This window comes from Streptomyces sp. NPDC034049 (assembly GCF_055575575.1).
Map to the genome: position 1 here is coordinate 166,331 of NZ_JBVISJ010000012.1, position 22,912 is coordinate 189,242.

General features: G+C 74.6%; 16 protein-coding genes and 1 pseudogene. 10 read left to right on the forward strand and 7 right to left on the reverse strand.

Going from position 1 to position 22,912, the window contains the following annotated elements:
* Nucleotides 1–3 precede the first annotated feature (3 nt).
* Entirely contained in the window at nt 4–591 is a 588-nt protein-coding gene (locus ACZ52C_RS30290) for an NADPH-dependent FMN reductase (RefSeq protein ID WP_469077728.1), read from the reverse strand.
* 145 nt (nt 592–736) lie between these two features.
* Nucleotides 737–1,648, reverse strand: a complete 912-nt coding sequence (locus ACZ52C_RS30295) for an NADP-dependent oxidoreductase (protein ID WP_469077729.1) — start codon at nt 1,646–1,648, stop codon at nt 737–739.
* A gap of 405 nt (nt 1,649–2,053) precedes the next feature.
* Between ACZ52C_RS30295 and ACZ52C_RS30300 the strand changes: the two genes are divergently transcribed.
* On the forward strand, nt 2,054–2,512 hold the full coding sequence (locus tag ACZ52C_RS30300) for an SUKH-3 domain-containing protein (RefSeq protein WP_469077730.1): 459 nt from the start codon (nt 2,054–2,056) through the stop codon (nt 2,510–2,512).
* 41 nt (nt 2,513–2,553) lie between these two features.
* On the opposite strand, the gene ACZ52C_RS30305 is transcribed toward ACZ52C_RS30300, so the two are convergent.
* Nucleotides 2,554–2,847 carry a trypco2 family protein gene (locus tag ACZ52C_RS30305; RefSeq protein ID WP_045563122.1) on the reverse strand — a complete coding sequence of 98 codons (294 nt, stop codon included), beginning with the start codon at nt 2,845–2,847 and terminating at the stop codon, nt 2,554–2,556.
* A 105-nt stretch (nt 2,848–2,952) separates the two neighbouring features.
* Here ACZ52C_RS30305 and ACZ52C_RS30310 point away from each other — a divergent pair.
* The 5 genes and pseudogenes from ACZ52C_RS30310 to ACZ52C_RS30330 form a co-directional block, all read left to right on the forward strand.
* Nucleotides 2,953–4,380: pseudogene (locus tag ACZ52C_RS30310) on the forward strand (S1 family peptidase); the annotation flags it as partial.
* 1,079 nt (nt 4,381–5,459) lie between these two features.
* Nucleotides 5,460–7,541: a tetratricopeptide repeat protein gene (locus tag ACZ52C_RS30315; RefSeq protein WP_469077812.1), complete on the forward strand. Its 2,082-nt coding sequence runs from the start codon at nt 5,460–5,462 to the stop codon at nt 7,539–7,541.
* Between the two features lie 174 nt (nt 7,542–7,715).
* A complete protein-coding gene (locus ACZ52C_RS30320; RefSeq protein ID WP_469077731.1) occupies nt 7,716–9,194 on the forward strand; it encodes a vWA domain-containing protein in 1,479 nt (492 codons plus the stop codon).
* A gap of 302 nt (nt 9,195–9,496) precedes the next feature.
* Nucleotides 9,497–10,438 (forward strand): hypothetical protein, encoded by a 942-nt coding sequence (locus ACZ52C_RS30325; protein WP_469077732.1) that lies wholly within the window; start codon nt 9,497–9,499, stop codon nt 10,436–10,438.
* Nucleotides 10,435–11,682: an extracellular solute-binding protein gene (locus tag ACZ52C_RS30330; protein ID WP_469077733.1), complete on the forward strand. Its 1,248-nt coding sequence runs from the start codon at nt 10,435–10,437 to the stop codon at nt 11,680–11,682. Before ACZ52C_RS30325 ends, ACZ52C_RS30330 begins: the two co-directional genes overlap by 4 nt.
* 97 nt (nt 11,683–11,779) lie before the next feature.
* Here ACZ52C_RS30330 and ACZ52C_RS30335 read toward each other — a convergent pair whose 3' ends face one another.
* Nucleotides 11,780–12,748: a helix-turn-helix domain-containing protein gene (locus ACZ52C_RS30335; protein WP_469077734.1), complete on the reverse strand. Its 969-nt coding sequence runs from the start codon at nt 12,746–12,748 to the stop codon at nt 11,780–11,782.
* 213 nt (nt 12,749–12,961) lie between these two features.
* Between ACZ52C_RS30335 and ACZ52C_RS30340 the strand changes: the two genes are divergently transcribed.
* The gene (locus ACZ52C_RS30340; protein ID WP_469077735.1) at nt 12,962–14,017 is read left to right on the forward strand and encodes a saccharopine dehydrogenase NADP-binding domain-containing protein; all 1,056 of its coding nucleotides are present in this window, start codon (nt 12,962–12,964) and stop codon (nt 14,015–14,017) included.
* A gap of 26 nt (nt 14,018–14,043) precedes the next feature.
* Here ACZ52C_RS30340 and ACZ52C_RS30345 read toward each other — a convergent pair whose 3' ends face one another.
* Nucleotides 14,044–14,751: a response regulator gene (locus tag ACZ52C_RS30345; RefSeq protein ID WP_469077813.1), complete on the reverse strand. Its 708-nt coding sequence runs from the start codon at nt 14,749–14,751 to the stop codon at nt 14,044–14,046.
* A gap of 20 nt (nt 14,752–14,771) precedes the next feature.
* Nucleotides 14,772–16,562 carry a sensor histidine kinase gene (locus tag ACZ52C_RS30350; RefSeq protein WP_469077736.1) on the reverse strand — a complete coding sequence of 597 codons (1,791 nt, stop codon included), beginning with the start codon at nt 16,560–16,562 and terminating at the stop codon, nt 14,772–14,774.
* 209 nt (nt 16,563–16,771) lie between these two features.
* Here ACZ52C_RS30350 and ACZ52C_RS30355 point away from each other — a divergent pair, with 209 nt between their 5' ends.
* The 3 genes from ACZ52C_RS30355 (at nt 16,772) to ACZ52C_RS30365 (ending at nt 22,126) form a co-directional block, all read left to right on the forward strand.
* The gene (locus ACZ52C_RS30355) at nt 16,772–17,557 is read left to right on the forward strand and encodes an ABC transporter ATP-binding protein (RefSeq protein ID WP_469077814.1); all 786 of its coding nucleotides are present in this window, start codon (nt 16,772–16,774) and stop codon (nt 17,555–17,557) included.
* On the forward strand, nt 17,554–20,139 hold the full coding sequence (locus tag ACZ52C_RS30360; RefSeq protein WP_469077737.1) for an ABC transporter permease: 2,586 nt from the start codon (nt 17,554–17,556) through the stop codon (nt 20,137–20,139). The genes ACZ52C_RS30355 and ACZ52C_RS30360 overlap by 4 nt, the downstream gene beginning before the upstream one ends.
* 529 nt (nt 20,140–20,668) lie before the next feature.
* On the forward strand, nt 20,669–22,126 hold the full coding sequence (locus ACZ52C_RS30365) for a Tat pathway signal sequence domain protein (protein ID WP_469077738.1): 1,458 nt from the start codon (nt 20,669–20,671) through the stop codon (nt 22,124–22,126).
* Nucleotides 22,127–22,225: 99 nt separating this feature from the next.
* Here the strand turns inward: ACZ52C_RS30365 and ACZ52C_RS30370 are convergent, their stop codons facing one another.
* Nucleotides 22,226–22,840 (reverse strand): hypothetical protein, encoded by a 615-nt coding sequence (locus ACZ52C_RS30370; RefSeq protein ID WP_469077739.1) that lies wholly within the window; start codon nt 22,838–22,840, stop codon nt 22,226–22,228.
* Nucleotides 22,841–22,912 lie beyond the last annotated feature (72 nt).

The window sequence follows — 22,912 nt, forward strand, 5'->3', positions numbered from 1 at the left end:
GTCTCAGCCCTCGTACGGCCGGGCGGCCCGGCCCTCGCGCAGGGTCAGACCCCACCAGGTGAGCCGGTCAAGCAGGACGGCGGAGGCCTTGGTGGCGCCGACGACGTCGTGGGGCCGGCCGTCCTCGTCGAACTTCTCCCACGCCATGTGGAAGCTCACGGTGTCGCGCAGGGTGACGGCGTGCAGCTCGGCGAAGACCTGGCGCAGCTGTTCCACGGCACGGTGGCCGCCGGCCATGCCGCCGTAGGAGACGAATCCGACCGGCTTGGCCCGCCACTCGCTGTAGACGTAGTCGATGGCCAGTTTCAGGGAAGCCGGGTAGCCGTGGTTGTACTCGGGCGTGATGACGACGAAGCCGTCCATGCCGCCGATGCGCTGGGCCAGGGAGGGGACGCCGTCCGGGGCGCCCGACGGATCGAGGGTGAGCTTGAGCTCGTCCACGAGAGCGGGCTCGGACAGGTCGATGACATGGATCTCCATGTTCTCGCGCTTGCCGATCTCGGAGATGAACCACTGCGAGATCTTGTCGGCGAACCGGCCGGTGCGCACGCTGCCGATGAGGACGCCGATCTTGAGCGGGGGCTGGGACATATGGGGTTCCTCGCTTGTGTGATGAACAGACAGGACAGGTTGCTGCGGCGGGCGGAGGTCCCGGGCAGGTGTGGTGAAGCGGCGGTACGGCGTTTCCCTGTGAGCCCCCGGCCCACCGCGGCGGCTCGCGGCGGCTCGCGGCGGCTCAGTCGGTCAGCAGGACGATCTTTCCGCGGCCGTGGCCGGTCTCCAGCTCCCGGTGCGCGTCCGCGGCCCGGGCGAGCGGGAAGGTCTTGCGGACGTGGACCTTGAGCTTGCCGTCGGCGACCAGCGCGGCCAGCTCGCCGAGTCGCTGGGCGGAGCGCCGGCTGCCGATCCACCGCACGCCCAGCTCCTCGTAGACCTCGTGGGCGAAGATCGTGCCGACCCGGTCCTTGTCCTTGACCAGTTCGGCCGCGACCCGCAGGCCGTCGGCGCTCGCGGTGTCCAGGGCCGCGTCCACCCCCTCGGGGGCGGCCTCGCGCACCCGGCCGATCAGGCCCGCGCCGTAGGGGACCGGGATCGCACCCAGTTCGCGCAGGTAGGCGTGGTTGTCCTCGCGGGCGGTGGCGATCACCTTGGCGCCGCGCAGGACCGCGAGCTGCACGGCGATGGTGCCGACCCCACCCGCGGCGCCGTTGACGAGCACGGTCTCGCCCGCGGAGACGCCGAGGATCTCGATCGCGGTGTGCGCGGTCTGCCCGGAGGCGGAGAGGCTGCCGGCGACCTCCCAGGGCAGCGCGGCGGGCTTGGCCACGATCTGGTCGGCGGGGGCGACCACGTACTCGGCGTAGGTGAGCTGGGTGCGGTAGCCCAGCACCTCGTCACCCGGGGCGAAGCCGGTGACGCCCTCGCCCACCGCGTCCACCACGCCGGCGAAGTCGCCGCCCGTGATGTGCGGGAAGGTCATGGTGAAGCCCGGCGGGTTCCATCCCCCGCGCACCGCGCAGTCGGTCGGCTGGGAGCCCGCGGCCTTCATCCGCACTCGTAACTCACCCGGCCCCGCCTCGGGAGTCGGGACCTCCATCAGCTCCAGAACCTCGGGACCCCCGAACGCGTGGAACGCGGCGGCCTTCATGGTCAACACCCCTTTGCGGCAACGGTTTCGCGGTCCGCAGACCCTCGTGGGGGCTGCATGAGAAACGTAAAATCTCAAGTTTGGTTGAGGTCAAGCGGTGATCGAGGGAGTGGCCGGAAAGGCTGTGCCGTCACGGCGCAGGGTGCGGTCGGCGACCCGTCGGCGACCGGCGTCTCGGACCACTCGGTCGTGGCGCGCCCGCGACCGGGCCCCGAGCGCCCGGCGGCCGACGAGGGCCTCCTGAGGGCGGCTCGCGTGGAACTGGGGATCACCGGTCTGCGGTTACCGAACGGTGGTGCTGGACGACTGCACCGGCGTGGCCGAATTCGGGTAGCACTGCACCGGGGTGAAGTTGTTGACCGTGGCGGCCAGTCGCTTCAGGGAGGCCGCTCGTAGGAGGCGCGTGTGACGGATCGGTTGGGGACGGGCTCTGAGCGGCTGTCGGGCCTTCCGGTGGAGGGCGGCCGGTGGTCGGCGACCGCAGCGGACGTTCGGCGGGTCAGGGAGGTCTGGGAGGAGCTGGGGATCCACTGCTCGCCTGCCGCGCTGCGGTTCGTCGAGGAGTTCGAGGGGAGCGGCTTCACGTACCCGCGTCATCCCCTGGATCCGGGGACGCACCGCTGCGCACTGGACGCCGAGCGCGCCAGTCGTATCGTCCACGGCGACAGACTGCGCGCCTACGAGCAGCGGGCCGGGCGGAGACTGACGCCGGTGGGCACGGCGGCGTGCGGCCCCCTCGTGCTCCTCGTCGCCGAGGGAGGGCGGACGTACGGCGCCTACGACGCGTTCCTGGCCCTCTACGGCGAGAGCCCGGAGGAGGCGTTGGCGCATCTCCTCAGGGTTCGCCCCGTGCGACTGGAGTGAGCGGAGAGTGCAGGGGGCTGTGCGGTGGGGGCCGGGGGGGCTTAGCGGCCCACCTCGTGGTGGTGGCCCGTCGGGCCCGGCAGGGGTTTGAGGTCCACCTGGATGCGGTGGGTGGAGTCGTGGCTGACCGTGCCGCCCAGACGGGCCTCGACGACGCCGAGGCGGAGGCCCGCGCCGCCCTCGCCCGAGCGGTGGAACTGGACCGCGAACTCCAGGCTGACCTGCTCCACGCTGAACCGCCAGTCGCTCGCCGCACCCTCGGCCTGGGCCCGGGCCAGTTCCGCGCGGACCGTGCCGATGGCCTCCGCCAGGCCGACCGGTTCGGTATCGCTCATGCCAACACCCCGTCGGATTCGGTTGATTGCCCGGATCGATCGACCGAGCCAAGTTGGTTCACAAGTCTAGGGACGCGGCATGCTTCGCGCGTAGTGTGAGGCAGCATGGGGGAATTGCGTGCGGACTGGAGACTCCGGCTGCGGCGCGGGAGTGCGCGGGGCCCCATCTGCGGCGCCGGGGTGCTCGTCGATCAGAACACGGCGTTGACGTGCGCCCATGTGGTGCGGGATCCGGGCGCCGTGATGTGGGTGGAGTTCGCGGAGAACAGTGACATCGAGGCGGTGTCCGCGCGGGTGCCGCCCGGTGGTTGGCTGCCCGGCGGTCGCCTGTCGGGGAGCGACGGCGGTGGGGCGCGCGTCGGTGAAGGGCGCGTCGGTGAAGGGCTCGTCGGCGCGGCGGTCGGTGAGGACGTCGCCGTACTGCGGCTGGACCAGCCCCGGCCCCAGGCCCGGCCCGCGCGGCTGGAGACCGGGCTGTGGGGCGGGATGGAGGTGTCCGCCACCGGGTACGCGGAGGGCTTCGACGACGGGATGAGCCTGTGGGGGCGTGTCGGTGGGGTCAGCGGTGAGCGGGTGCAGCTCGACGCCGTGACCAAGGCCGAGGTGGTGCGACGGGGGTTCAGCGGGGCCGCCGTGTGCACCCGGCCGGAGGAAGGGCGGCCCGCGCGGGTCGTCGGGCTCGTCGTCAGCTGGCGCGGGGACATGGGCGAACTGCTGCCCGAGAACAACCGGCTCGCCTTCTCGTATCTGATCCCCGTCGCACGCATCGCCGAACTGTCGCTCGTGATCGCCGAGTTGTGCGACCCCTACGCCTGGGACGACGACTTCGAGGAGCGGCTGACCCGCTGGTTCGCCGACGAGGACGCCGACGAGGAGCCGGTCAAGGTCACCGTGGTGCCCCCGGGGACCGGGAAGGACCGGTCGTTGCGGCATCTCGTGCACCGGGCCGATCTCGTCCACCGGGGCGGCGGGTCCGGCCGGCCCGACCTCGCCGATCACGCGCTGGGGCACATCGCCTTTCCGCCCGGGCAGTATCTGGCGTACTGGGACTGGCTGCTCGGGAGCCGGCCGCAGCCCGGGCGGGCGCCCGCGCTCGTGGGCGGGCGGCGGCCCACCGTCGTGGTCGACGGGCTCGACGAGGAACCCGAGCCGGCGGCGCTGATCGCGCTCCTCGGCCGATTACGGTCGCTCGGCTTCCGGCTGCTGCTGGTCTTCCGGCACGAGGGCGGCACCGGCTGGACCGCCGCCCGCGACGAACTCCTCGCGCCCGCGCTCCTCGACCACGCGGACACGCTCCTCGCCCGGCTGGAGCGGGCCGAGTTCAGCCGCGCGGTCCGGCACGGCGTCGTCGACAGCGCCTCCCTCGGCGCCCTCACGGAGACGGCCGAACGACGCCGGAGCGAACGCCGGTCGATCGACGCGGGCGGGGGGAGCGGTGTCGCCGGCGCGGGCGCCGACCCGCAGCAACGGCTCGCCCGGCTGAGGGAGTTGGTCCGCACCCTGCGCGCGGATCTGCGGCGTATGGGGGAACGGGCGGGAGGGGGGCCGCCGCCTGGGGAGCGGGCGGGTGGAGGACGGCCGCCCGGTGAGCGGGCCGACGGAGCGTGGCCTCCCGGCGACCGGGCGGGTGGAGGGTGGCCCACCGGGGAGCGGCCGGGTGGGGGGTGGCCCACCGGAGACTGGCCCTCCGGGGACCGCGCGCCCGGAGGTCGGCCTTCCGGAGGCCGTGCGTCCGGAGACCGGCCTTCCGGAGGCCGCGCGCCCGGAGACTGGCCTTCCGGGGACCGCGCGCCCGGCGGCCGGCCTTCCGAAGGTCGCTCGTCCGGAGACCGGCCTTCCGGGGACGGCGGCCCCGGAGACCGGCTCTCCGGAGGCCGTGCGCCCGGAGGTTGGTCTTCCGGAGATCGCGTGCCCGGAGACTGGCCCACCGGAGACCGGCCTTCCGAAGGTCGCGCGCCCGGAGACCGGCCTTCCGAAGGTCGCGCGCCCGGAGACCGGCCTTCCGGAGACCGGCCTTCCGGAGGCCGGCCGGGTGGAGACTGGCCTTCTGGGGGCCGTGCGCCCGGAGACCGTCCCTCCGAAGGCCGCGCGCCCGGAGACTGGCCCCCCGGAGACCGTCCCTCCGGGGACCGCCCGCCCGAAGACCGTCCCTCCGAAGGCCGCGCGCCCGGAGACCGGCCCTCCGGAGGCACGGTATGAGGTTTGCCGCTCGTATCCGGATGGGGGCGGGGGCCCCGGAGGCGGCGGCCCCGGCCACCCGTGGCTCAGCGGGCCCGGGGGCGGGTGCACCCGGGGCGCCCGGGGCAGGTGGGCCGGGCGGGGCAGGTGGTTCTGGGAATTCTGGGGGCTGGCGTTCGGGCCGATCCGGTGGTCAGGGGGCGGGGGCGCGTGCGTGTCCGCATCGGCGGTTCACCGGTGCTCCGTGTGGTGGGAGTCTGTTGCCCACCGGGTACTGCGCCGTGTGCGGGCGGGCGGAGGACGGACCCCGGCTGCCCGCACTGCCGGAGGAGCCACGGAAGTTCGGGCCCGCCGAGCTGCTCGCGCTGCCCGAGCGGGCCTCGCGGCCCGCGCAGGAGCGGCTCGTCCATCCCGAGGCGCCGCTGCGCGTCCGCATGGTCTGCTCGTCCGCCGAGTGCGGCATCACCTTCGCTCCGCCCTACACCGTCGGCCCCGTGCCGGTCGAGGGGTACTGCCCGGCCTGCGGCGAGCGCTACTCGTACCGGCCCGAACTCGCCGAGGGCGACGTGCTGCGCGATCAGTACCGGATCATGGGGCCCATCGCGCACGGCGGCCAGGGCTGGGTGTACCTCGCCGAGGACACCCACCTCGGCGACGTGGTCGCCGTGAAAGGGCTGCTCAACCGGTACGAGCAGGACGGGGCCAGGCTCGCCGACCTCGAACGCCGCAACCTCGTCGCCATCCGCCACCCCCGTATCGTCCAGATCCGCGACTTCGTCGCCCGGCGCGACGCCTCCGGGCGGATCACCGGCGGCTACATCGTCATGGACGACGTCGGCGACGGCACCCTCGACAAGGTGGTCAAGGAGACCCGGCGCGGGGAGTCCGTCCTCGACATCGAGCACGTGGCCGCGTACGGCTGCCAGATCCTCGAAGCGTTCGTGCATCTGCACGCCGGTGGTGAGAAGGGCTTCGTGTACGGGGACATGAAGCCCTCGAACGTCGTGCACCACGGCGACGGCGTCAAGGTCATCGACCTCGGCGGCATGCGCGAACAGGGCCAGGAGCAGCCGCCCGCCCATGTCACCCCCGACTACATGGCGCCCGAGACGGCGTCCTCGCCCATGCCCACCACCGCCCACGACCTGCACACCGTCGGCGTCACCCTGCGGGAACTCGCCGGCTGGGCCGTCGACGAGGTGCCCGGCCTCGGCACCGCCTCCTTCCGGGAGGTCGTCGACCGCGCCACCCGCACCGATCCGGGTCTGCGCTTCGCCGACGCCCGCGAGATGGCCGGTCAACTGCGCGGTGCCCTGCGGGAGATCCGCGCCCTGCGCGGCAAGAGCGATCCGCCCGAACCCTCCGACTACTTCTGGCCGTCCCCGCAACTGCTCGGCGCCCGGCTCGGCACGGTGCCCGGCATCGAGCACTGGCTCGACCGCCCCCGGCGCGACCGGTACGACCCGCCCCTCGCCCCCGCCCTCGACCTCGGCGCGCCCACCCTCACCGAGATCGCCCGCCGGCTGCCGGTGCCCAGACGCTACCCGGGCGACCCGCAGACGGCGCGGTTCGAGGTCAGCAGCGGCTACGACCCCGGCCGGCTCCTCGACCAGGAGGAGGGCAAGCCGCCCTCGGTCGAGATCCGCCTGCACAACGTACGGGTCCTGCTCGGCCGGAACACGCGGGACGACCTGGAGCGGGCCCAGGAGGAACTGGATACCGCCGACTCCATCCCCGGGCCGTCCGCCGTGCGCCGGTGGCGGCTGGAGTGGCACCGCGCGCTGGTCGCGCTGCGGCGCGCCGACCTCGACGACGCCCCGCGCCGGGTCGCCGAGGCCAGGCGCCACTTCACCGCGGTCCGCCTCGAACTGCCCGGCGAGTACGCGCCCAAGCTGGCCCTCGCCTACTGCGGGGAACGGCTCGGCGACGACACGGCCGGGCCCACCGCCAAGGAGCTGTACGAGGCCGTGTTCGCCCGCAACCCGGCGCACGGGGGCGCGGCCCTGGGGCTCGCCCGGCTCGCACTCCGCGCCGGTGACCGCCGGGCCGCCCTCGACGTCCTCGGCCGGGTCCGTCCCGGCACCCTCGACCACACCGTCACCCGGATCGCCTCCCTGCGCATCCGCGCGGCCCGGCTGCCCCGAGACGTCGATCCGCTTCCCGCTCCCAGCGAGGTCGACGCGGCGCTGGCCGAACTGAGCGACCTCGTCCGCCGCGAACCGGGCGCCGGCGGGCCGAGCCTGTCCGAGGACGAGGCACTGCGGCTCAGCACCGAACTGCACGAATGGAAGCTGGACGCGCTCCACAGCCGCGGCGACCGGCCCGGCCCCGGGGGAGCGGGGGGCGGCCGGCTCGATCCCGGCGGCCTGCGGCGGCTGAGCGCGCAGGAGCGGGAGCTGCGCGCGCGCATCGAGTCGCACTACCGCCAACTCGCCGCCCGGCACGGCGAGTCGAGCGCCGCGCACGAGCATCTCGTGGATCTGATGCAGGCGGTACGGCCGCAGACGGTGGTCTGACTGAGGAGACCGGTGTGCCGCCTCCATGTGGTCCGTACGGCTACGAACGGGGAAGGAACGGTGACGCACGACATGAGCGGGCGCGTGAGCGGGCACATGAGCCGGGGCGTGAGCGGGCACATGGGTCGGGGCGACGTGAGCGGGCAGACGGGCTTCGGGCGTGGGGGCGGGCGTATGGAGCGTCGTACGGGCGGGCAGGGCGACGGGCGCGCGGGCGGGCGTGCGCGTGATCGGGCGGAGACGCCGGACGGCGGACGCACGGGCGGCCACGCGCGGTCGGCACGGCCGGAGATCCAGGTGCGGGTCGACCTCGACGGCGACGTACGGCCGCATCGCAGCGCGAAGATCGAGGCGTCCGTGCGGGTCGACGTGACCGCCGGGGGCGCTCCCGCCGAGCTGCCCGCGATCGAGCTCGCCGTGGTCGTCGCGGTCGATGTCGCCGAACCGCTCCGGGCGGTCGTCCGGCACGCCTTGCAGGCCGCGTTGCGGGGCCTGCCCGACGGCATCTCGTTCACCGTGCTCGGCGCCGGCCCCGAGCCGGTCCCGTGCCATCCGGGCGGTGACGTCGAGTGGGCCGTCGCCGACCAGCGCGAGAGGCGCCGGGCCGCCTTCGCGGCGGGGGCGATCCCGCTGCACCGGGACGGCCCGCGCCCCGCCGGATACGCCGTCTGGGTGGCCAGGGCACGCGCCCTGCTCGCGGCTCGTCCGCTCTCCGTACGCCATCTGCTGCTGATCACCGACGGCAGCAGCGGCCCGGGCGAGACCCGGCTGGAGGAGGAACTGGACGCCTGCGCCGGGCAGTTCACCTGCGATGTGCTCGCCGTGGGCGCGGACTGGGCGCCCGACCCGTTGCTGACGCTCGCCGAACGGCTGCACGGCACCGCCGAGTTCGTGGACGACGGGCTGGGGCGGGCGATCACCGCCGCCGTTCGGCGGTTGCGCCGGGTGCACGCCCCGCAGTTGCCGATCGAGGTGACCGTACGGCCCACGGTGCGGCAGGTCGCACTGCACGAGAAGGCGCCCCGGCCGCACCGTCTCGGAGGACTGCCGCAGCCTGGCCGGCCGCATCGCTGGAGCTTTCCGACGTACCAGTGGGAGCAGGGCGGGCGGGACTATCTGCTCACGCTCGTCGCCGACGCGGACGGCGATCCGCTGGAGACGTGGCTGCAGTTCGCGATGGTCTCCGTCGGGGACGTCCACGCGTCCGTCACCGCGCGCTGGCACCGGCCCGAGCAGCCGCCGCCCGAGGCCGCGGCCAGGGGCGGCAGCGTGCGCGACCAGAAGTCGACCACCGTGATGCGGGACGCGTTGCGCCGCGGGCTCGTCGCGCTCAAGGAAGGCCGCCGGGAGGCCGCCGAGGGGCATCTGGGGCTGGCGGCGCGGCTGGCGGCGCGGTTCGGCACGGACTGGGTGCTGGACGAGATCGGCGCGGTCGCCGACATCGAGGACGCCTCGGCGGGGCGGGTCCGGCTGCGACCGGCCGAGGCCGTCGACGACTCCACGCTCGGCCCGATGATCCTGCGCGCCGGATCCCGGCCCGTGTCCCTGCCCGTCCCGGCCGCCCCCCAGCCGGGCGCGCGCTGCGCCCGCTGCACCGCCCCGGCCGCCAGCGAGGCCCGCTACTGCATGACCTGCGGGGAGCAACTGCTGTGAGGGCCGAAGGAGCGGGGGCTCCGGGGGGCGGGCGCCCGAAGTGGGCCATGGACGGCGGGCGTTGGGGGTGGGCCGTGGGTGGCGGGCGTCCGGCGCCGGCTTCGCCGGAGGGGGCCGCATCTGCCGTACGTCGGGGTGGGGGCGCGTCCTTCGGCCTGGCCGGGGCCGCGCGGCGGGGGCCGGCCGCGGTCTTCCGTTCCCGGCGTGCCCCCGCCCGGCGTGCTGCCGCCCGGCCGGGGCGGGTGTCGTACTCCCTCGGTCGTTTCTGGCGGGGTCGGCTGGGGCGGTGGCGGACGCGGCGGTTGCTGGAGGCGCATCTGGTGGTGCTGGCGGTGTGCGCGCTCGTGGCGGCCGGGGCCCTGTTCGCGTCCTGCCGGCAGATCCAGAACGGTGCCGGCGCCGTCGCGGGCGAGGAGGCGCCGGCCGTGCAGGGGCTCGCCGCCACCCGGCTCGCGGTGCTGCGCGCCCACCGCGAGGCCGGTGACCTGGGCGAGGGGGAGTTCGTCGACGTGGCGGGCCGCGGCGAGGCCTACCGGGCCCAGCTCGCCGCCGCCGACCAGGGACTGTCCAGGATCGCGGACCGCACGGACCAGGACCTCGGCACCGTCAACGGGCTGCTCGCCACCTACAGCAACTCCCTCACCCTCGGCATCGTCATGTACCGGGACCAGCCGCTCATGCGGCACCAGAAGCTCACCGAGGCACGCTCGCTGCTCACCCGCCGGGGCGTGGGACTCGTACCCCGTCTGGACGACATGCAGCAGGCCCAGATGAAGCACGCCGAGGCCACCGTCGCCGAGGGGTGGCTTCAGCGTGGCGGCTGGTGGATCGCCGAACTCGCCCTGGCGGCACTGGCGTCGACCCTCCTCTCCGCGCTGTTCGTGCTGCGCGACCGCTGCGGCCGGGACTGGAACCCGTATCTGCTCGCGGCCTTCGCCCTCACCGTGCTGCTCGCCGTCGTCCCGCTGCTCACGATGGAGTCCGCCCAGGACGACCTCGACAGTGTGGTCGGGGATCTGGGGGTGATCACCCAGGAGTCCAGGGATGCCTGCTGCGGCAGCGCCCTGGAGCGCGCGCAGCGGACCGTCACGGCGAAGTCCGAGGACGTGCGGAGCGTCCTGGCCGACGACACCTGGACCGTCCGGGTGTACCAGGGCACCCTGACCGGCGGTCTGCTGATCGTCGTGCTGCCCGTGCTCGGTCTCGGTCTCCGGCTCGACAGCGACTACTGGAGGCGACGGTGACCCGGCGGTTCAAGGTGCTGGTGCTGCTCGCGGCGCTGCTGCTGGTGTGCGCCGGCGGCATGGTGGCGGTCTGGTCGGAGCGGGACGACGAGCCGGTGACCATCCTCGGGCCGTGGACCGACAAGCAGGGCGAGCAGTTCGAGGACGTGCTGCGGAGCTTCGGCATCCCCTTCGAGTACCAGGGCACCGCCGCCCAGCGTGAGGTGCTGCTGTCGAAGGTGCAGTCGGGGGAACCCCCGGACATCGCGATCATGCCGGGCGTCGGCGAACTCGCCGAGTACGCCGACCAGGACCTCCTGAAGCCGCTGAACGACCTCTACGCCGTGGAGGAGTACGGCGCCCCCTGGAATCCGGTGAGCAAACCCGGGGAGGACGCGTACTGGGTGCCGGTCAAGGCCGACCTGAAGAGCATCGTCTGGTACCGCAAGGGCGAGCGCCCCGCGAACTCGCCCGCCCCGCTGCCGCGTTGGTGCATCGGCATGGGCGACGACGGAGCGTCCGGCTGGCCCGGCAGCGACTGGATCGAGGACCTCGTGCTGCAACGGGAGGGCCCGGAGATCTACGGCAAGTGGGCGCTGGGCGACGCCGCGGTGCCCTGGACCGGGGACCCGGTGCGCGAGGCGTGGGAGGCGTGGGCCGGTCTGCTCCAGCAGGACGAGGCGGCGGCCGGGCGTGCCCTGCGCACCGATCACCGCGGTGAACCCGGCGCGTACGGGTTGCTGTTCGAGGGGGAGGAAGGGTGCGCCCTGGAGCACCAGGGCTCCTTCGCCCGCTCCTTCTACGGCGACAAGGGGCGGCGAGCGGGTCTGATGGACTCCGCGCCCCTGCTGCCGGGCGGCTACGAGGTCAGGGCCCACGAGGTGACCGGTGACTTCGCGGCGCTGTTCAGCGACCGCCCCCGGGCCGGGGACCTGATCGAGCGGCTGGCCTCGCGGGAGGGCCAGCGGAAGTGGGCCGAGGCCGCGGACGTCTTCTCGGCGAACCGCCGGGTGCGGTCGGAGGGCGGCCCGGTCGAGGAGCAGATCGCCCAACGCCTCACCGGCCTCGGCCCCCGCTGCCTCGACGCCTCCGATGTCATGCCCCCCGCCGTCCGAGACGCCTTCTACGAGGCCGTCCTCCTGACGATCGCCCGCGCCGCCGCCGGTGAGGACCTCGACGTGCCGGGGCTGCTGGCCGACGTGGAGGACGTGGCGACGACGCCGCCCGGTCGGCGGACGCCGTTGAAGACGGTGTGCAGTACGTAGGGGGCGGGGCGTGCGGGGCGCCCGGCGCCGGGCGTGCGTGCGGGAGCGTGCGTGCGGGGGAGTGTGTGCGGGAGGCGTCGTGCCGTGCCGTACGCCGTCAGTGGGTGCCGGGCTGGGAGGCGTGGAACGTGCGGCGGTAGGCGTCCGGGGGCACGCCTAGCGTGCGGTTGAAGTGGCGGCGCAGGGTGGTGGCGGTCCCCATGCCCGTGGCCGTCGCGATGGTGTCGACGCTGTCGGAGGTGGTCTCCAGAAGTTCCTGGGCGCGGCGGATGCGCTGGGTGAGGAGCCACTGGAGGGGGGTGGTCCCGGTGGCCGCGCGGAAGTGCCGGGTCAGGGTCCGGGAGCTCATGCGCGCGCGGCGGGCCAGGTCCTCGACGCCCAGGGGCTGGTCGAGGCGTGCCACGGCCCAGGGGAACAGCTCGGTCAGCGGGTGGTCGCTCCGGGTGGGGACCGGCGCGGGGACGAACTGGGCCTGGCCGCCCGACCGGTGCGGGGGTACGACCAGCCGGCGGGCCACCGCGTTGGCGGCCGCCGAGCCGTGGTCGAGGCGGACCAGGTGCAGACAGAGGTCCATCGCCGCGGCCTTGCCCGCCGAGGTGAGCACGCTGCCGTTGTCGACGTAGAGGACGTCCGGGTCCACCTCCACCTCGGGGAAGCGGGCGGCCAGGATGTCCGTGTGCGCCCAGTGCGTGGTCGCCCGGCGCCCGTCCAGCAGGCCCGCGGCGGCCAGTACGAACGCGCCGGTGCACAGCGAGGCGATCCGCGCGCCGGCGTCGTGCGCCGCGCGGACCGCGTCGACCAGGGCGGCGGGCGGGGCCACGTCCACGTCGGCCCAGCCGGGAACGATCACCGTGCCGGCGTGCGGCAGCCGGTCCAGGCCGTGGTCGGGCTCCAGGCGGAAGCGGCCGACGGAGACGGGGCCCGGGCCGCAGAGGGCGAACTCGTACCAGGGGGCCACCAGGTGTGCGAGGTCGGAGCCGAACACCTCGTGGGCCAGGGCCAGTTCGAAGTGCAGCATGCCGTCGGTGACGGCCAGCGCGACGGTGTTCCGGTCCGGTGCGGGCATGTCGGAAATTGTACGGGGCTCGTCGTTCCGGACACTCGTGGTGGGCGGCCGCGCTCGGCAGGATGGTCACGAGACGGGGTGATCGACACCCTGTCGACGGCGACGGTCGCGTCGGGTGACAGCCGTGTCGAGTGACAACCGTGTCGAGTGACAACCGTGTCGATTGACGGTGGCGTCGGCTGACGGTGGCGTCGGTGAGGGTGGGGAGTGCTGATGGGTGCAGGGCGTACGGTCGCGGTGTTCGGGGCGTCCGGGCACACCGGGCGGTTCGTGGTGGCGGAGCTGCGGGCGCGGGGGTACGTGCCGCTGCTGGTCGGACGGAACGAGGAGAAGCTGCGGGCGCTGGTGCCGGGGCGGCCGGAGGCAGGGCCGGGGCCCGGGGCGCAGGGGTGGGTGCGGGTCGCCTCCGTCGAGGACCCGGCCTCGCTGGACCGCGCGTTCGCCGGGGCGGACGCCGTGGTGAACTGCGCCGGACCCTTCGCGGAGACGGCCGGCCCGGTCATCGAGGCGGCGTTGCGCGCCGGGATCCCCTATGTGGACGTGGCGGCCGAGATCGAGGCCAACCTCGACACGTTCGCGGAGTTCGGTGAGAGGGCGCGGGCGGCGGGGGTCGTCGTGGTGCCCGCCATGGCCTTCTTCGGCGGACTCGGCGATCTGCTGGTCACCGCCGCGACCGAGTCGGCCGGCTGGACGGCGGCGGACGAGGCGCACATCGCGTACGGGCTGAGCGGCTGGCACCCCACGGCGGGGACCCGGGACGCGGGCGCGGTCTCGCGGCGCCGCAGGGGCGGCCGCCGGGTCCGGTACGCCGGCGGGCGGCTGGAGTACCGGGACGACGCGGCGCCGGCCACGAAGTGGGACTTCCCCGAGCCGCTGGGGACCCGGGCCGTGATCGGGGAGTTCAGCATGGCCGACATCGTCACCGTGCCCAGCCATCTGGCCGTCCCCGAGGTGCGGACCTATATGACGGCCGAGGCCGCGAGCGACCTGGCCGCGCCGGACACGCCCGCGCCGGCCGCCGTCGACGAGCAGGGGCGGTCCGCGCAGACCTTCGTCGTCGACGTCGTCGTCCGCTCCGGGGGCGTGGAGCGGCGGGCCACGGCGCACGGCCAGGACATCTACGCCGTCAGCGCGCCGCTCGCGGTGGAGGCGGTCCGGCGGGTGATCGAGGGGCGGGTGAAGGGGACCGGGGTGCGCTCAGCCGGGGCGGCGTTCGACGCGGCGGACTTCCTCCGGGCGCTGTCGGGGCACGTCTCGGTGGAGTGGTAGTCGGGGAGTAGTGGGCGGGGGCGGGGCTACTCCTCGCCGGTCGGCGCCCCGCCTGCCGCGCCCGGCACGATCAGGCCCGTCTCGTACGCCACCACCACGGCCTGGGCACGGTCGCGGAGGCGGAGTTTGGCGAGGATGCGGGCGACATGGGTCTTCACGGTGGCCTCGCTGAGGCGGAAGTGGGCGGCCAGTTCGGCGTTGCTGAGGCCGGTGGCGAGGGATCGGAGGACCTGTAGTTCGCGGGGGGTGAGGGGGGCGAGGTCGCGGTGGAGGGCGGGGGTCTCGGGGGTCGGGGAGACGAAGCGTTCGATCAGGCGGCGGGTGATGGCGGGGGAGAGGAGCGCGTCGCCGGTGCGGGCCAGGCGGACGGCGGCGACGAGGTGTTCGGGGGTGACGTCCTTGAGCAGGAAGCCGCTGGCGCCGGCGGTGAGGGCGGCGTAGACGTACCGGTCCAGGTCGAAGGTGGTCAGCATCAGGACGCGGGGCGGCTCGGGGAGTGCGCCGGAGAGGATGCGCCGGGTCGCCTCCAGGCCGTCCGTGCCGGGCATGCGGATGTCCATCAGGACGAGATCGGGGCGGGTGCGGTGGACCGCCTCGACGGCCTGCTCGCCGTCGGCCGCCTCGGCGACCACGTCGATCCCGTCGGCGGAGAGGATCATGCCGAAGCCGGTGCGGACCAGGGCCTGGTCGTCGGCGATCACCACGCGGGGCCGGTCGGGCTCCGCCGGGGACATGGCAGGGGGGTGCCCGGCCGTCACGGGCGCTCCTCGGGGGGTGGGGTGACCGTGGGTGGGGTGCTTCGGGGTGCCTCTTCCCCGGGTGGGCCGGGCGGGGTGAGCGGTATGACCGCCTGGACGCGGTAACCGCCGGTCGGGCGGGGGCCGGTGTGGAGGGTGCCGCCGTGGACGGAGAGGCGCTCCCGCAGGCCCAGGTGGCCGCGTCCCGTGCCGGAGGCCGCCGCGGGGGTGGGGGTGCCGCCGGTGTCCGCGACCTCCAGGCGTAGGGCGGTGGGCGTGTGGTCGACGGTGATCCGCACCCGGGCGCCCGCGGCGTGCTTGACGGTGTTCGTCAGGGCCTCCTGGACGACGCGGTACGCGGCCAGGTCGGCGCCCGGCGGCAGCGGGGCCGGGGTGCCGGTGACGATCAACTCCACGGGGACCCCGGAGGCACGGACGCGCGAGGCGAGCGCCGGGAGCTGTTCGAGCCCCGGCTGCGGAGCCAACTCGGCGTCGCCGGCGGGCCCTTTCCAGGTGCCGGGTCCGGAGCCGCCGGGGGCCCGGGCGAGGCCGGACCCGGAACCTGCCCCGGAACCAGATCTCGCCCTGGTAGCGAAGCCCGCCCCGGAAGCGGAGCCCGAGCCAGTGCCGATCCCGGAGCCCGTGCCCGTGCCGGAGTCCGAGCCCCTGCCTGCGCCTGTGCCGGAGCCCGTTCCCATGCCGGGGCCGGGGCCGGGGCCGGGGCCGAAGCCGGAGCCCGAGCCCGTGCCCATACCGGGGCCGAGGCCGGAGCCAGAACCGGAGCCCGTGCCCGTGCCCGTGCGGGAGTCCGTGTCGGTCGGGATGCTCCACCCGTCCGTCCGGCCCGTCTCGGCGGCGGTCGGTGGCCGGTCCTCGTCGGACATCGTCAACAGGCCCATCACATGGCGCAGTTCGGTCATCGCCGTACGACCGCCCGACTCGACGGCGAGCAGGGCCTCACGCGCACGGTCGGGGGCGGCGTCCATCACCTTGCGGGCCGCGCCCGCCTGGATCACCATCACGCTCACATGATGGGTGACGACGTCGTGCAACTCCCGCGCGATACGCGCGCGTTCGCGCTCGACCGCCAGACGCGTGGCTGTCTCCTGCTGTGTCTGGAGAGCGTGCACGCGCTGTTTCCAGGTGTGGATCGCGTTGGCGCCGAGGCCCACCCCGAACAGGACGAGGAACGGGATCACGCCCGGCGTGACGTACGGGAAGTTCTCCTCGGCGAACGCCGCGACCAGGGCGGCGCCCGCCACCAGACTGCCGAGCGCGCGCAGCCGGTACGGGCTGTGGACGGCCGCACTGTGCGCGGCGACCACACAGGTCAGGAACGTGTACGCGGTCGCCTCGGCCGCACCCGATCGCTGGTTGAACACCATCGTCGTGACGATCACCGCCCAGAACGCGGTCAGCGGGTAGCGGCGCCGGACCAGCAGCGGCAGCGCGGTCAGGGCGGCGAGGAGCAACTGCCAGGTGTGGGGCGCGCCGAGGTCCTGCGTCAGGTACGGGGGCGTCGGCAGGGGCGGGGCCTCGGGCGGCACCGGCCCTGCCGACGCCCCCGGGACCGGCGTCAGCCCCCGGCCCGGCAGCCTCGGGTGCGCGCTCACGTCCTGTGCTGTCGTGGCCACCACCGTGCAGGCGGCGAGGAGGAGCGCGAGGCACGCGTCGGCGGTCCAGGCCCAGCGGGACGGTCGGGGCGGCGGGAGTGTGGCACGGAGCAGGGAGGGCAGACCGTCCCACCACCGCCGCGCTCGTCCCGCTCGCGCTCCCGGCCCGTCTCTCCGCGTCTTCCCGCCGCCCATGCGATCAGTGTGGCAAGCGGGCGTGGGCGTCACATCCGTCGTGGTGGGGACGGAGGGTACATCGTCCGCGTACATCTCGGGGATGACGTGCGCGCGGGGTCCGTCCGGCACGGCAGAGGGCTTCGCCGTCGTGGGGGACGACCGGGCGCGGGGCCGTCCCTAGCGTCGGTGCCACACACCGACCACCCTCCCGAGGAGGCCCCATGACCATGCCCCCGGCCCCGCCCCCGCCATCACCCCCGCCCACCGTCACCGGCGACCACGGCACGCCCGTCATCGACATCCGTGACGTGCGCAGGGCGTACGGCGGTGAGGGGCCGCCCGCCCTCGACGGGGTCTCGCTGCGCGTGCGGGCCGGGGAGGCGGTGAGCGTCATCGGCCCGTCGGGGAGCGGCAAGTCGACGTTGCTCAACCTGATCGCGGGTCTGGACCGGCCGAGTTCGGGGAGTGTCACGGTCGACGGCGTACGGGTGGACCGGCTGGGCGAGGCCGGTTCGGCGCGGTACCGGAGGGCCAAGGTCGGCATGGTCTTCCAGTTCTTCAACCTGCTGGACGACCTGACCGTCGTCGACAACGTGCTGCTGCCCGCCCAGTTGGCCGGCCTGGGCAGGGCCGAGGCGCGCCGACGGGCGGCGGGCCTGCTGGAGTATCTCCGTATCGACCGGCACACCCACGCGTACCCAGGCCGGTTGTCCGGGGGCGAACGGCAACGGGTCGCCGTGGCCCGCGCGTTGATGAACCGGCCCGCCCTCCTGCTCGCCGACGAACCCACCGGCGCGCTCGACTCCGCGTCCGGCGACGACGTCCGCGCGCTCCTCACCGACCTCAACGCGGACGGCCAGACGATCGTCCTCGTCACCCACGATCCGCGCCTCGCCCGGGCCTGCGCGCACCGGACGGTCGAACTCGTCGACGGCCGCATCGTGCGCGACGCGCCGCACGACGACCAACAAGAGAACGTCGGCGGTCCGGGCGTGGCGGCGGTGGATCGATGAGCGCGCTCGGGCGGGTGGTGCGGGCCGGCGTCGGGCGTCGGCGGGTGCGGACCGTCGTGATGGTGCTGACGACGCTGATGGCCGTGACCGCGTCCGTGCTCGCGGTCGGGCTCCTCGTCGCCGCACGGGCCCCCTTCGAGCGGGCCTTCGCGGAGCAGCGTGGCGCGCATCTGACGGGGCAGTTCGACGGGACGAAGGTGACGGCGGCGCGGCTCGCGGCGACCGCCGACGCGCCCGGTGTGACCGCCGCGGCCGGCCCCTTCCCGATCGTCTCGGTACGCCCTCGTACCGTCACGGGGTCGGACTTCCTGCCGGCCGGGGTGGACCTGCCGCCGATGACCGTCGTCGGCCGGGCGGAGGCGGGCGGACCCGTCGATGTGATCGACCTGGTCGAGGGCGAGTGGGCCACCCGGCCGGGGCAGATCGTCGTGGCCGCCGACGCCGGGCCCTTCCGGCCGGGCGACCGACTGGCCTTCCCCGGGACGCCGGGCGGCCCGACGCTGACCGTGGCCGGCCTCGCCCGCTCGGTGACGGGCACGGGCGAGGCCTGGGTGACGCCCGCCCAGGCCGAGTCGCTGGCGGGGTCGGCGCGCGACACGGGAGGCGCCGGAGACGTCGGAGGCACGGCCGCGAGCGGCAACTCGTCGCGTCCCGGAGGTGCGGCGGAGAGCGGCAACTCGTCGGGGCCCGGGGGCGGTTCGGCCGCGTACGAGATGCTGTACCGCTTCCGGCAGGCCGCGACCGAGGCCGACCTGACCGCCGCGCGCGCCGCGATCGTCGCGGACGTACCGGAGGGGGCGATGAGCGGGGCGCGGTCGTATCTGACCGTGCGGCAGGACGAGACGGCGAACGCGATGGCGTTCGTGCCGTTCCTGGCGGCGTTCGGGGTGCTCGGGCTGTGTCTGTCGGTGCTGGTGATCGGGATCGTGGTCGGTGGGGCCGTGGGGGCGGCCACCCGGCGGATCGGTGTGCTCAAGGCGCTCGGGTTCACGCCCGCGCAGGTCGTACGGGCGTATGTGGCACAGGCCCTGGTCCCGGCGGCGCTCGGCTGTGTCCTCGGGGTGGTGCTCGGCAACGCGCTGGCCCTGCCGGTGCTGAACGAGGTGGGGGAGGCGTTCGGCGCACCGGCCGGCGGGCTCCCGGTCTGGGTGGACGTCGCGGTGCCCGGCGCCGCGCTCCTGCTGGTCGCTGTCGCCGCCGTGGTCCCCGCACTGCGCGCCGGACGCCTGCGGACGGTGGAGGCGATCGCGGTCGGGGGAGGGGCCGGACGGGCCGGAGGGGCTGGACGCGGTGGGTCCGAGCGCAGGCGCGCGGCCCGCGCCGGGCGCGCTGGATCCGAGCGCAGGCGGGTGGCACGGCTGTTCGCAGCCCGGCCGCTGTCGCTGGTGCCGCCGACGGTCCGGCTCGGCCTGGCGCAGCCCTTCGCCCGGCCCGCCCGGTCGGCGACGGTGGCCGCGGCGGTCGTCTTCGGCGCCCTGTCCGTCACCTTCGCGGTCGGCCTCGCGCTGACGCTGGGCAAGGTCCAGGAGGGCCGCATGCTCGACTCGGCCGGCTCGGTCGTGGTGGAGGCGGGCGGCGGTCAGGGGCCGCCCGGCGCCCAGGTGGTGCCCGCGGAAGGGGCGGGCAGCCCGGGCGGCGAGCGGGAGAAGGCCGATCCGGCGGCCGTCGCCACCGTGCTCCGCGCCCAGGAGGGCACCCGGCGCTTCTACGGCACCGCCCAGGCGGAGGTCGCCGTCTCCGGGGTCACCGGGGCGACGACCGTGGTCGCCTACGAGGGAGACTCGGCGTGGGGCGCGCCGGAGATGGTCTCGGGGCACTGGCTCGACGGGCCCGGCCAGGCGGTGGTGACCGAACGGTTCCTCACGGCCGCAGGGATCGGGGTCGGGGACACGGTGACGCTCCACGACAAGGGCCGACGGACCACCGTACGGATCGTCGGCGAGGCCTTCTTCACCCAGGACGGGGGCATGACCCTCCTCACCTCGACCGCCACCCTCACCGAACTCGGGCTCGGGGAGCAGGCGTTGCCCGGCCGGTTCCATGTGCGGACCGGGTCGGGCACCGATCCGGGGCAGTACCTGGACACGCTGAACCGTGCGCTCGACGGCGCGGGTCTCGCCGCGTTCGCCCACGCCGACAGCGGCAACTCCTCCAGTGTGATCGTGGCCATGGACGCGCTGATCGGGACGCTCACGCTCATGCTCGTCGTGGTCGCCGGGCTCGGAGTCCTCCACACGGTCGTCCTCGACACCCGCGAACGGGTCCGCGACCTAGGAGTCCTCAAGGCGCTCGGGATGACACCCCGCCAGACCGTGGCCATGGTCGTCGTCTCCGTCGCCGGGGTCGGCCTGCTCGCGGGGCTGGTCGCGGTCCCCGCCGGGATCGTCCTGCACGGGGTCGTCACGCCGTTCATGGGCGACGCCGTCGGCATGACCCTGCCCGGCACCGTCCTCGCCGTGTACGACGGACCCGTCCTCGCCTGCCTCGCGCTGGGAGGGCTGGTCATCGCGGTGGCGGGCGCGCTGCTGCCGGCGGGGTGGGCGGCGGGGACGGGGACGGCGAGGGCACTGCGCACGGAGTAGACGGCGACGGCACACACATGCGGACAGGGGGGACCTGTTCCGGGGTGGGGCGGGGGCACGCACCCAATGTTGTACGCGCTCTTACCCTGCCTGGCTCTCCCCTGTCCCTCGCTTGTCCCCGCCCTCTCCGACCGGATCGGACAGTGGTGTCCGGCACCCGTCGTCCGGCCGGCGGAGCCGCTGAACGACCGTGAGGCCGGTGTCGTGGAGGACCGGCCTCACGGTCGCGGGATGCCGGGGCCGGGTGCGCGTGGCGGAGTCCGCGTACCCGGCCCGGGTCCCGCGGGGCGTCCCGCACACCCACAAGGTGTGCGGGACGCCGGTGGTTCCGCCGCCCGGCGGCCTTGAAATCGCGTGCCCCGCAGGGGCGTTGACCCGCGTCGCGCGCACCAGCAGAATGAGCCCCCATCCGCTTGAGAGCGCTCTCAGGACGCGGTACGGAGCGTGCCTCACCCCGCACCAGAACTCCAGAACTCCAGACCTCGCACCCGTCACCCCACCCCTCGCACCCACACCCCCAGGGAGACCCATGACCGGCAGCACCGGCAGCAGCGGCCGTACCGGGACTGGAACCGGCACCGGAACCGGCACCGGCGGCCGAGCCCACCCGTTCAGCCGCCGCAGGCTCATCGGCACCGGACTCGGCGCGGCGGCGGCCCTCACCGTCGTCGGCCCGGGCACGGGCGCGGCCCACGCCACACCCGCGGCGTCCGGCGCCTCCGCCGCGCGGCGCGGCCACGCCTTCCTCGCCGCCGCCATGGACGCCTACCCCGACCACGGCGACCTCCGGCTGACCCAGAGCTACACCGACCAGGCGGGCCTGTTCAGCACGGCGTTCACCTACGACAACGCCCTCGCGATCCTCGCCCACCTCGCCGTGCGCACCGAGGACGGACGGGCCAGAGCGGTGGCGCTCGGGGACGCGCTGATCTACGCCCAGGAGCACGACCCGGCGTACGACGACGGCCGACTGCGCCAGGCGTACAACGTCGGGCCGTACGTCTACTACGACGGCGTACCGCAGCCGGACGGGTTCGTCCGGGCGGACGGCACGGCCAACGTCGGCACCCAGTTCGGCTTCACGGGGACGGCCGTGGGGGACATGGCCTGGGCGGGGATCGCGCTGAGCGCGCTGGCCCGGCGGACCGGGGCCCGGCGGTTCCTGGCCGCCGCCGTGCGGATCGGGGAGTGGATCGAGCGGACGGGCCGTACCGACGAGCCCCTCGGCGGCTACAAGTTCGGCGTGAACGGGGCGAACGAGAAGCTGCCGTTCACCTCGACCGAGCACAACACCGACCTGGTCTGCCTGTTCGGACGGCTCGCGCGGCTCACCGGCGACCGGGTGTGGTGGCAGCGGCGGGCACGGGCCGAGGCCTTCGTGAAGGGCATGTGGGAGCCGGGCCGGGGCGCGTCCGGCGGCTTCTTCTACACCGGCACGAACGACGGCGTGACCGTCAACAGGTCCCCGATCCCCGAGGACACCCAGACCTGGACCCACCTCGCCCTCGACTCCGACCGGTACGCGCGCTCCCTCGACTGGGCGGCGCGGGAACTCGCCGTCCAGGACCACGCCGAGCGCCGCAACAGCACGGTCCCCGCCGGACAGTCGTACGAGGGCGTGACCTTCAGCTCGGCCAGTCTCCTCGCGAACGAGGACGCGCCCATCGCCGAGTTCCAGCCCAAGCCCAACCGCAACGGGGTCTGGTTCGAGGGCACCGCCCATCTCGCGCTCGCCCTGCGCGACCGGGGCGCGCGCGGCGACGAGAAGCGCGCCCGGCGCCTGCTCGCCTCCCTCGAACGCGCCCAGGACCTCCTCGGCACCGCCCAGACCGTCGGCGGCCGCGCCCTGCCCGACCGCTCCGGCGTCGTCTCGGCCAGCAGCCCCCTCGACACGGGCTTCGGTTTCGGCTACTACCCGTACCGGCACACGGGCGCCACGGCCTGGTACCTGATGGCCGCGGTCCGCTCGAACCCGCTGCGGGCCTGACACCTGCGACCGCACCGGGGTCTGGAGCATCGACTCCCGCTCCAGACCCGGGAGTCGCCGCTCCGCGTCACGGAGGGAGATCGCGCGTGACGCCGGCGGTCAGCCCTCTCCGCGCCCCGCCGCGCGCCCCCGGTGCCCCGCCCGGTCGGGCCGCCCCGCGTATGCCGGCGGCTGCGCCACCACGCCGAACCACAGCTCGGGCGCCCATTGGCGCAGGGCCTTCTCGTAGGGCTTGTAGGCATGGGGGAGGCGGATGCGGTAGCGCAGGCGGGGCAGTCCGGGCCGCAGCGGTTCCGTGTCCCGGACGAACTGCCCCAACAGCGGGTCGTCGCGGTCGATCCCGTCCCGGGGACACAGTTCGACGGTGAAGATCGGGTGCGTCCAGTGGATACCCACTCCGGCGAGCGAGTCCCAGCGGATCAAGGCGATCTCCTTGCCCCGGACCCACCAGAATCCCGTCGCGTCGAAGGCCATCACCCATCGGCGGGTCCGCCAGGTGGAGACGACCGGAACGGCGAACAGCAGCGCCATCAGGATGAACAACACGGGGCCCCACACGGCGAAGAGGCCGTCGCCGCGGCCGTACACCGCCTCGACCACGCCGACCCCACCGGAGACGAGGGTCACCGGAACGAACAACAGGCTCCAGAGGAAACGCCGCAGGCCGTACCGCACGATCGTCGCGTCGGCGGCCGGCGCTCCCCCAGGGATCATGGGCGGACCCTAGCCGGTGGACGACGCCCCCACCAGAGCCGCGACCGCCCCGGTCCGCCCGTGCCTCTCCGC

Excerpts from the sequence above, each read along its gene's own strand:
- ACZ52C_RS30355 (WP_469077814.1), top strand. The coding sequence starts at position 16,772 with ATGCCCCCGGCCCCGCCCCCGCCATCACCCCCGCCCACCGTCACCGGC.
- ACZ52C_RS30315 (WP_469077812.1), top strand. The coding sequence starts at position 5,460 with ATGGTCTGCTCGTCCGCCGAGTGCGGCATCACCTTCGCTCCGCCCTAC.
- ACZ52C_RS30370 (WP_469077739.1), bottom strand. The coding sequence starts at position 22,840 with ATGATCCCTGGGGGAGCGCCGGCCGCCGACGCGACGATCGTGCGGTAC.
- ACZ52C_RS30340 (WP_469077735.1), top strand. The coding sequence starts at position 12,962 with ATGGGTGCAGGGCGTACGGTCGCGGTGTTCGGGGCGTCCGGGCACACC.
- ACZ52C_RS30360 (WP_469077737.1), top strand. The coding sequence starts at position 17,554 with ATGAGCGCGCTCGGGCGGGTGGTGCGGGCCGGCGTCGGGCGTCGGCGG.
- ACZ52C_RS30335 (WP_469077734.1), bottom strand. The coding sequence starts at position 12,748 with ATGCCCGCACCGGACCGGAACACCGTCGCGCTGGCCGTCACCGACGGC.
- ACZ52C_RS30320 (WP_469077731.1), top strand. The coding sequence starts at position 7,716 with ATGGAGCGTCGTACGGGCGGGCAGGGCGACGGGCGCGCGGGCGGGCGT.
- ACZ52C_RS30305 (WP_045563122.1), bottom strand. The coding sequence starts at position 2,847 with ATGAGCGATACCGAACCGGTCGGCCTGGCGGAGGCCATCGGCACGGTC.
- ACZ52C_RS30345 (WP_469077813.1), bottom strand. The coding sequence starts at position 14,751 with ATGTCCCCGGCGGAGCCCGACCGGCCCCGCGTGGTGATCGCCGACGAC.
- ACZ52C_RS30295 (WP_469077729.1), bottom strand. The coding sequence starts at position 1,648 with ATGAAGGCCGCCGCGTTCCACGCGTTCGGGGGTCCCGAGGTTCTGGAG.
- ACZ52C_RS30290 (WP_469077728.1), bottom strand. The coding sequence starts at position 591 with ATGTCCCAGCCCCCGCTCAAGATCGGCGTCCTCATCGGCAGCGTGCGC.
- ACZ52C_RS30365 (WP_469077738.1), top strand. The coding sequence starts at position 20,669 with ATGACCGGCAGCACCGGCAGCAGCGGCCGTACCGGGACTGGAACCGGC.
- ACZ52C_RS30350 (WP_469077736.1), bottom strand. The coding sequence starts at position 16,562 with ATGGGCGGCGGGAAGACGCGGAGAGACGGGCCGGGAGCGCGAGCGGGA.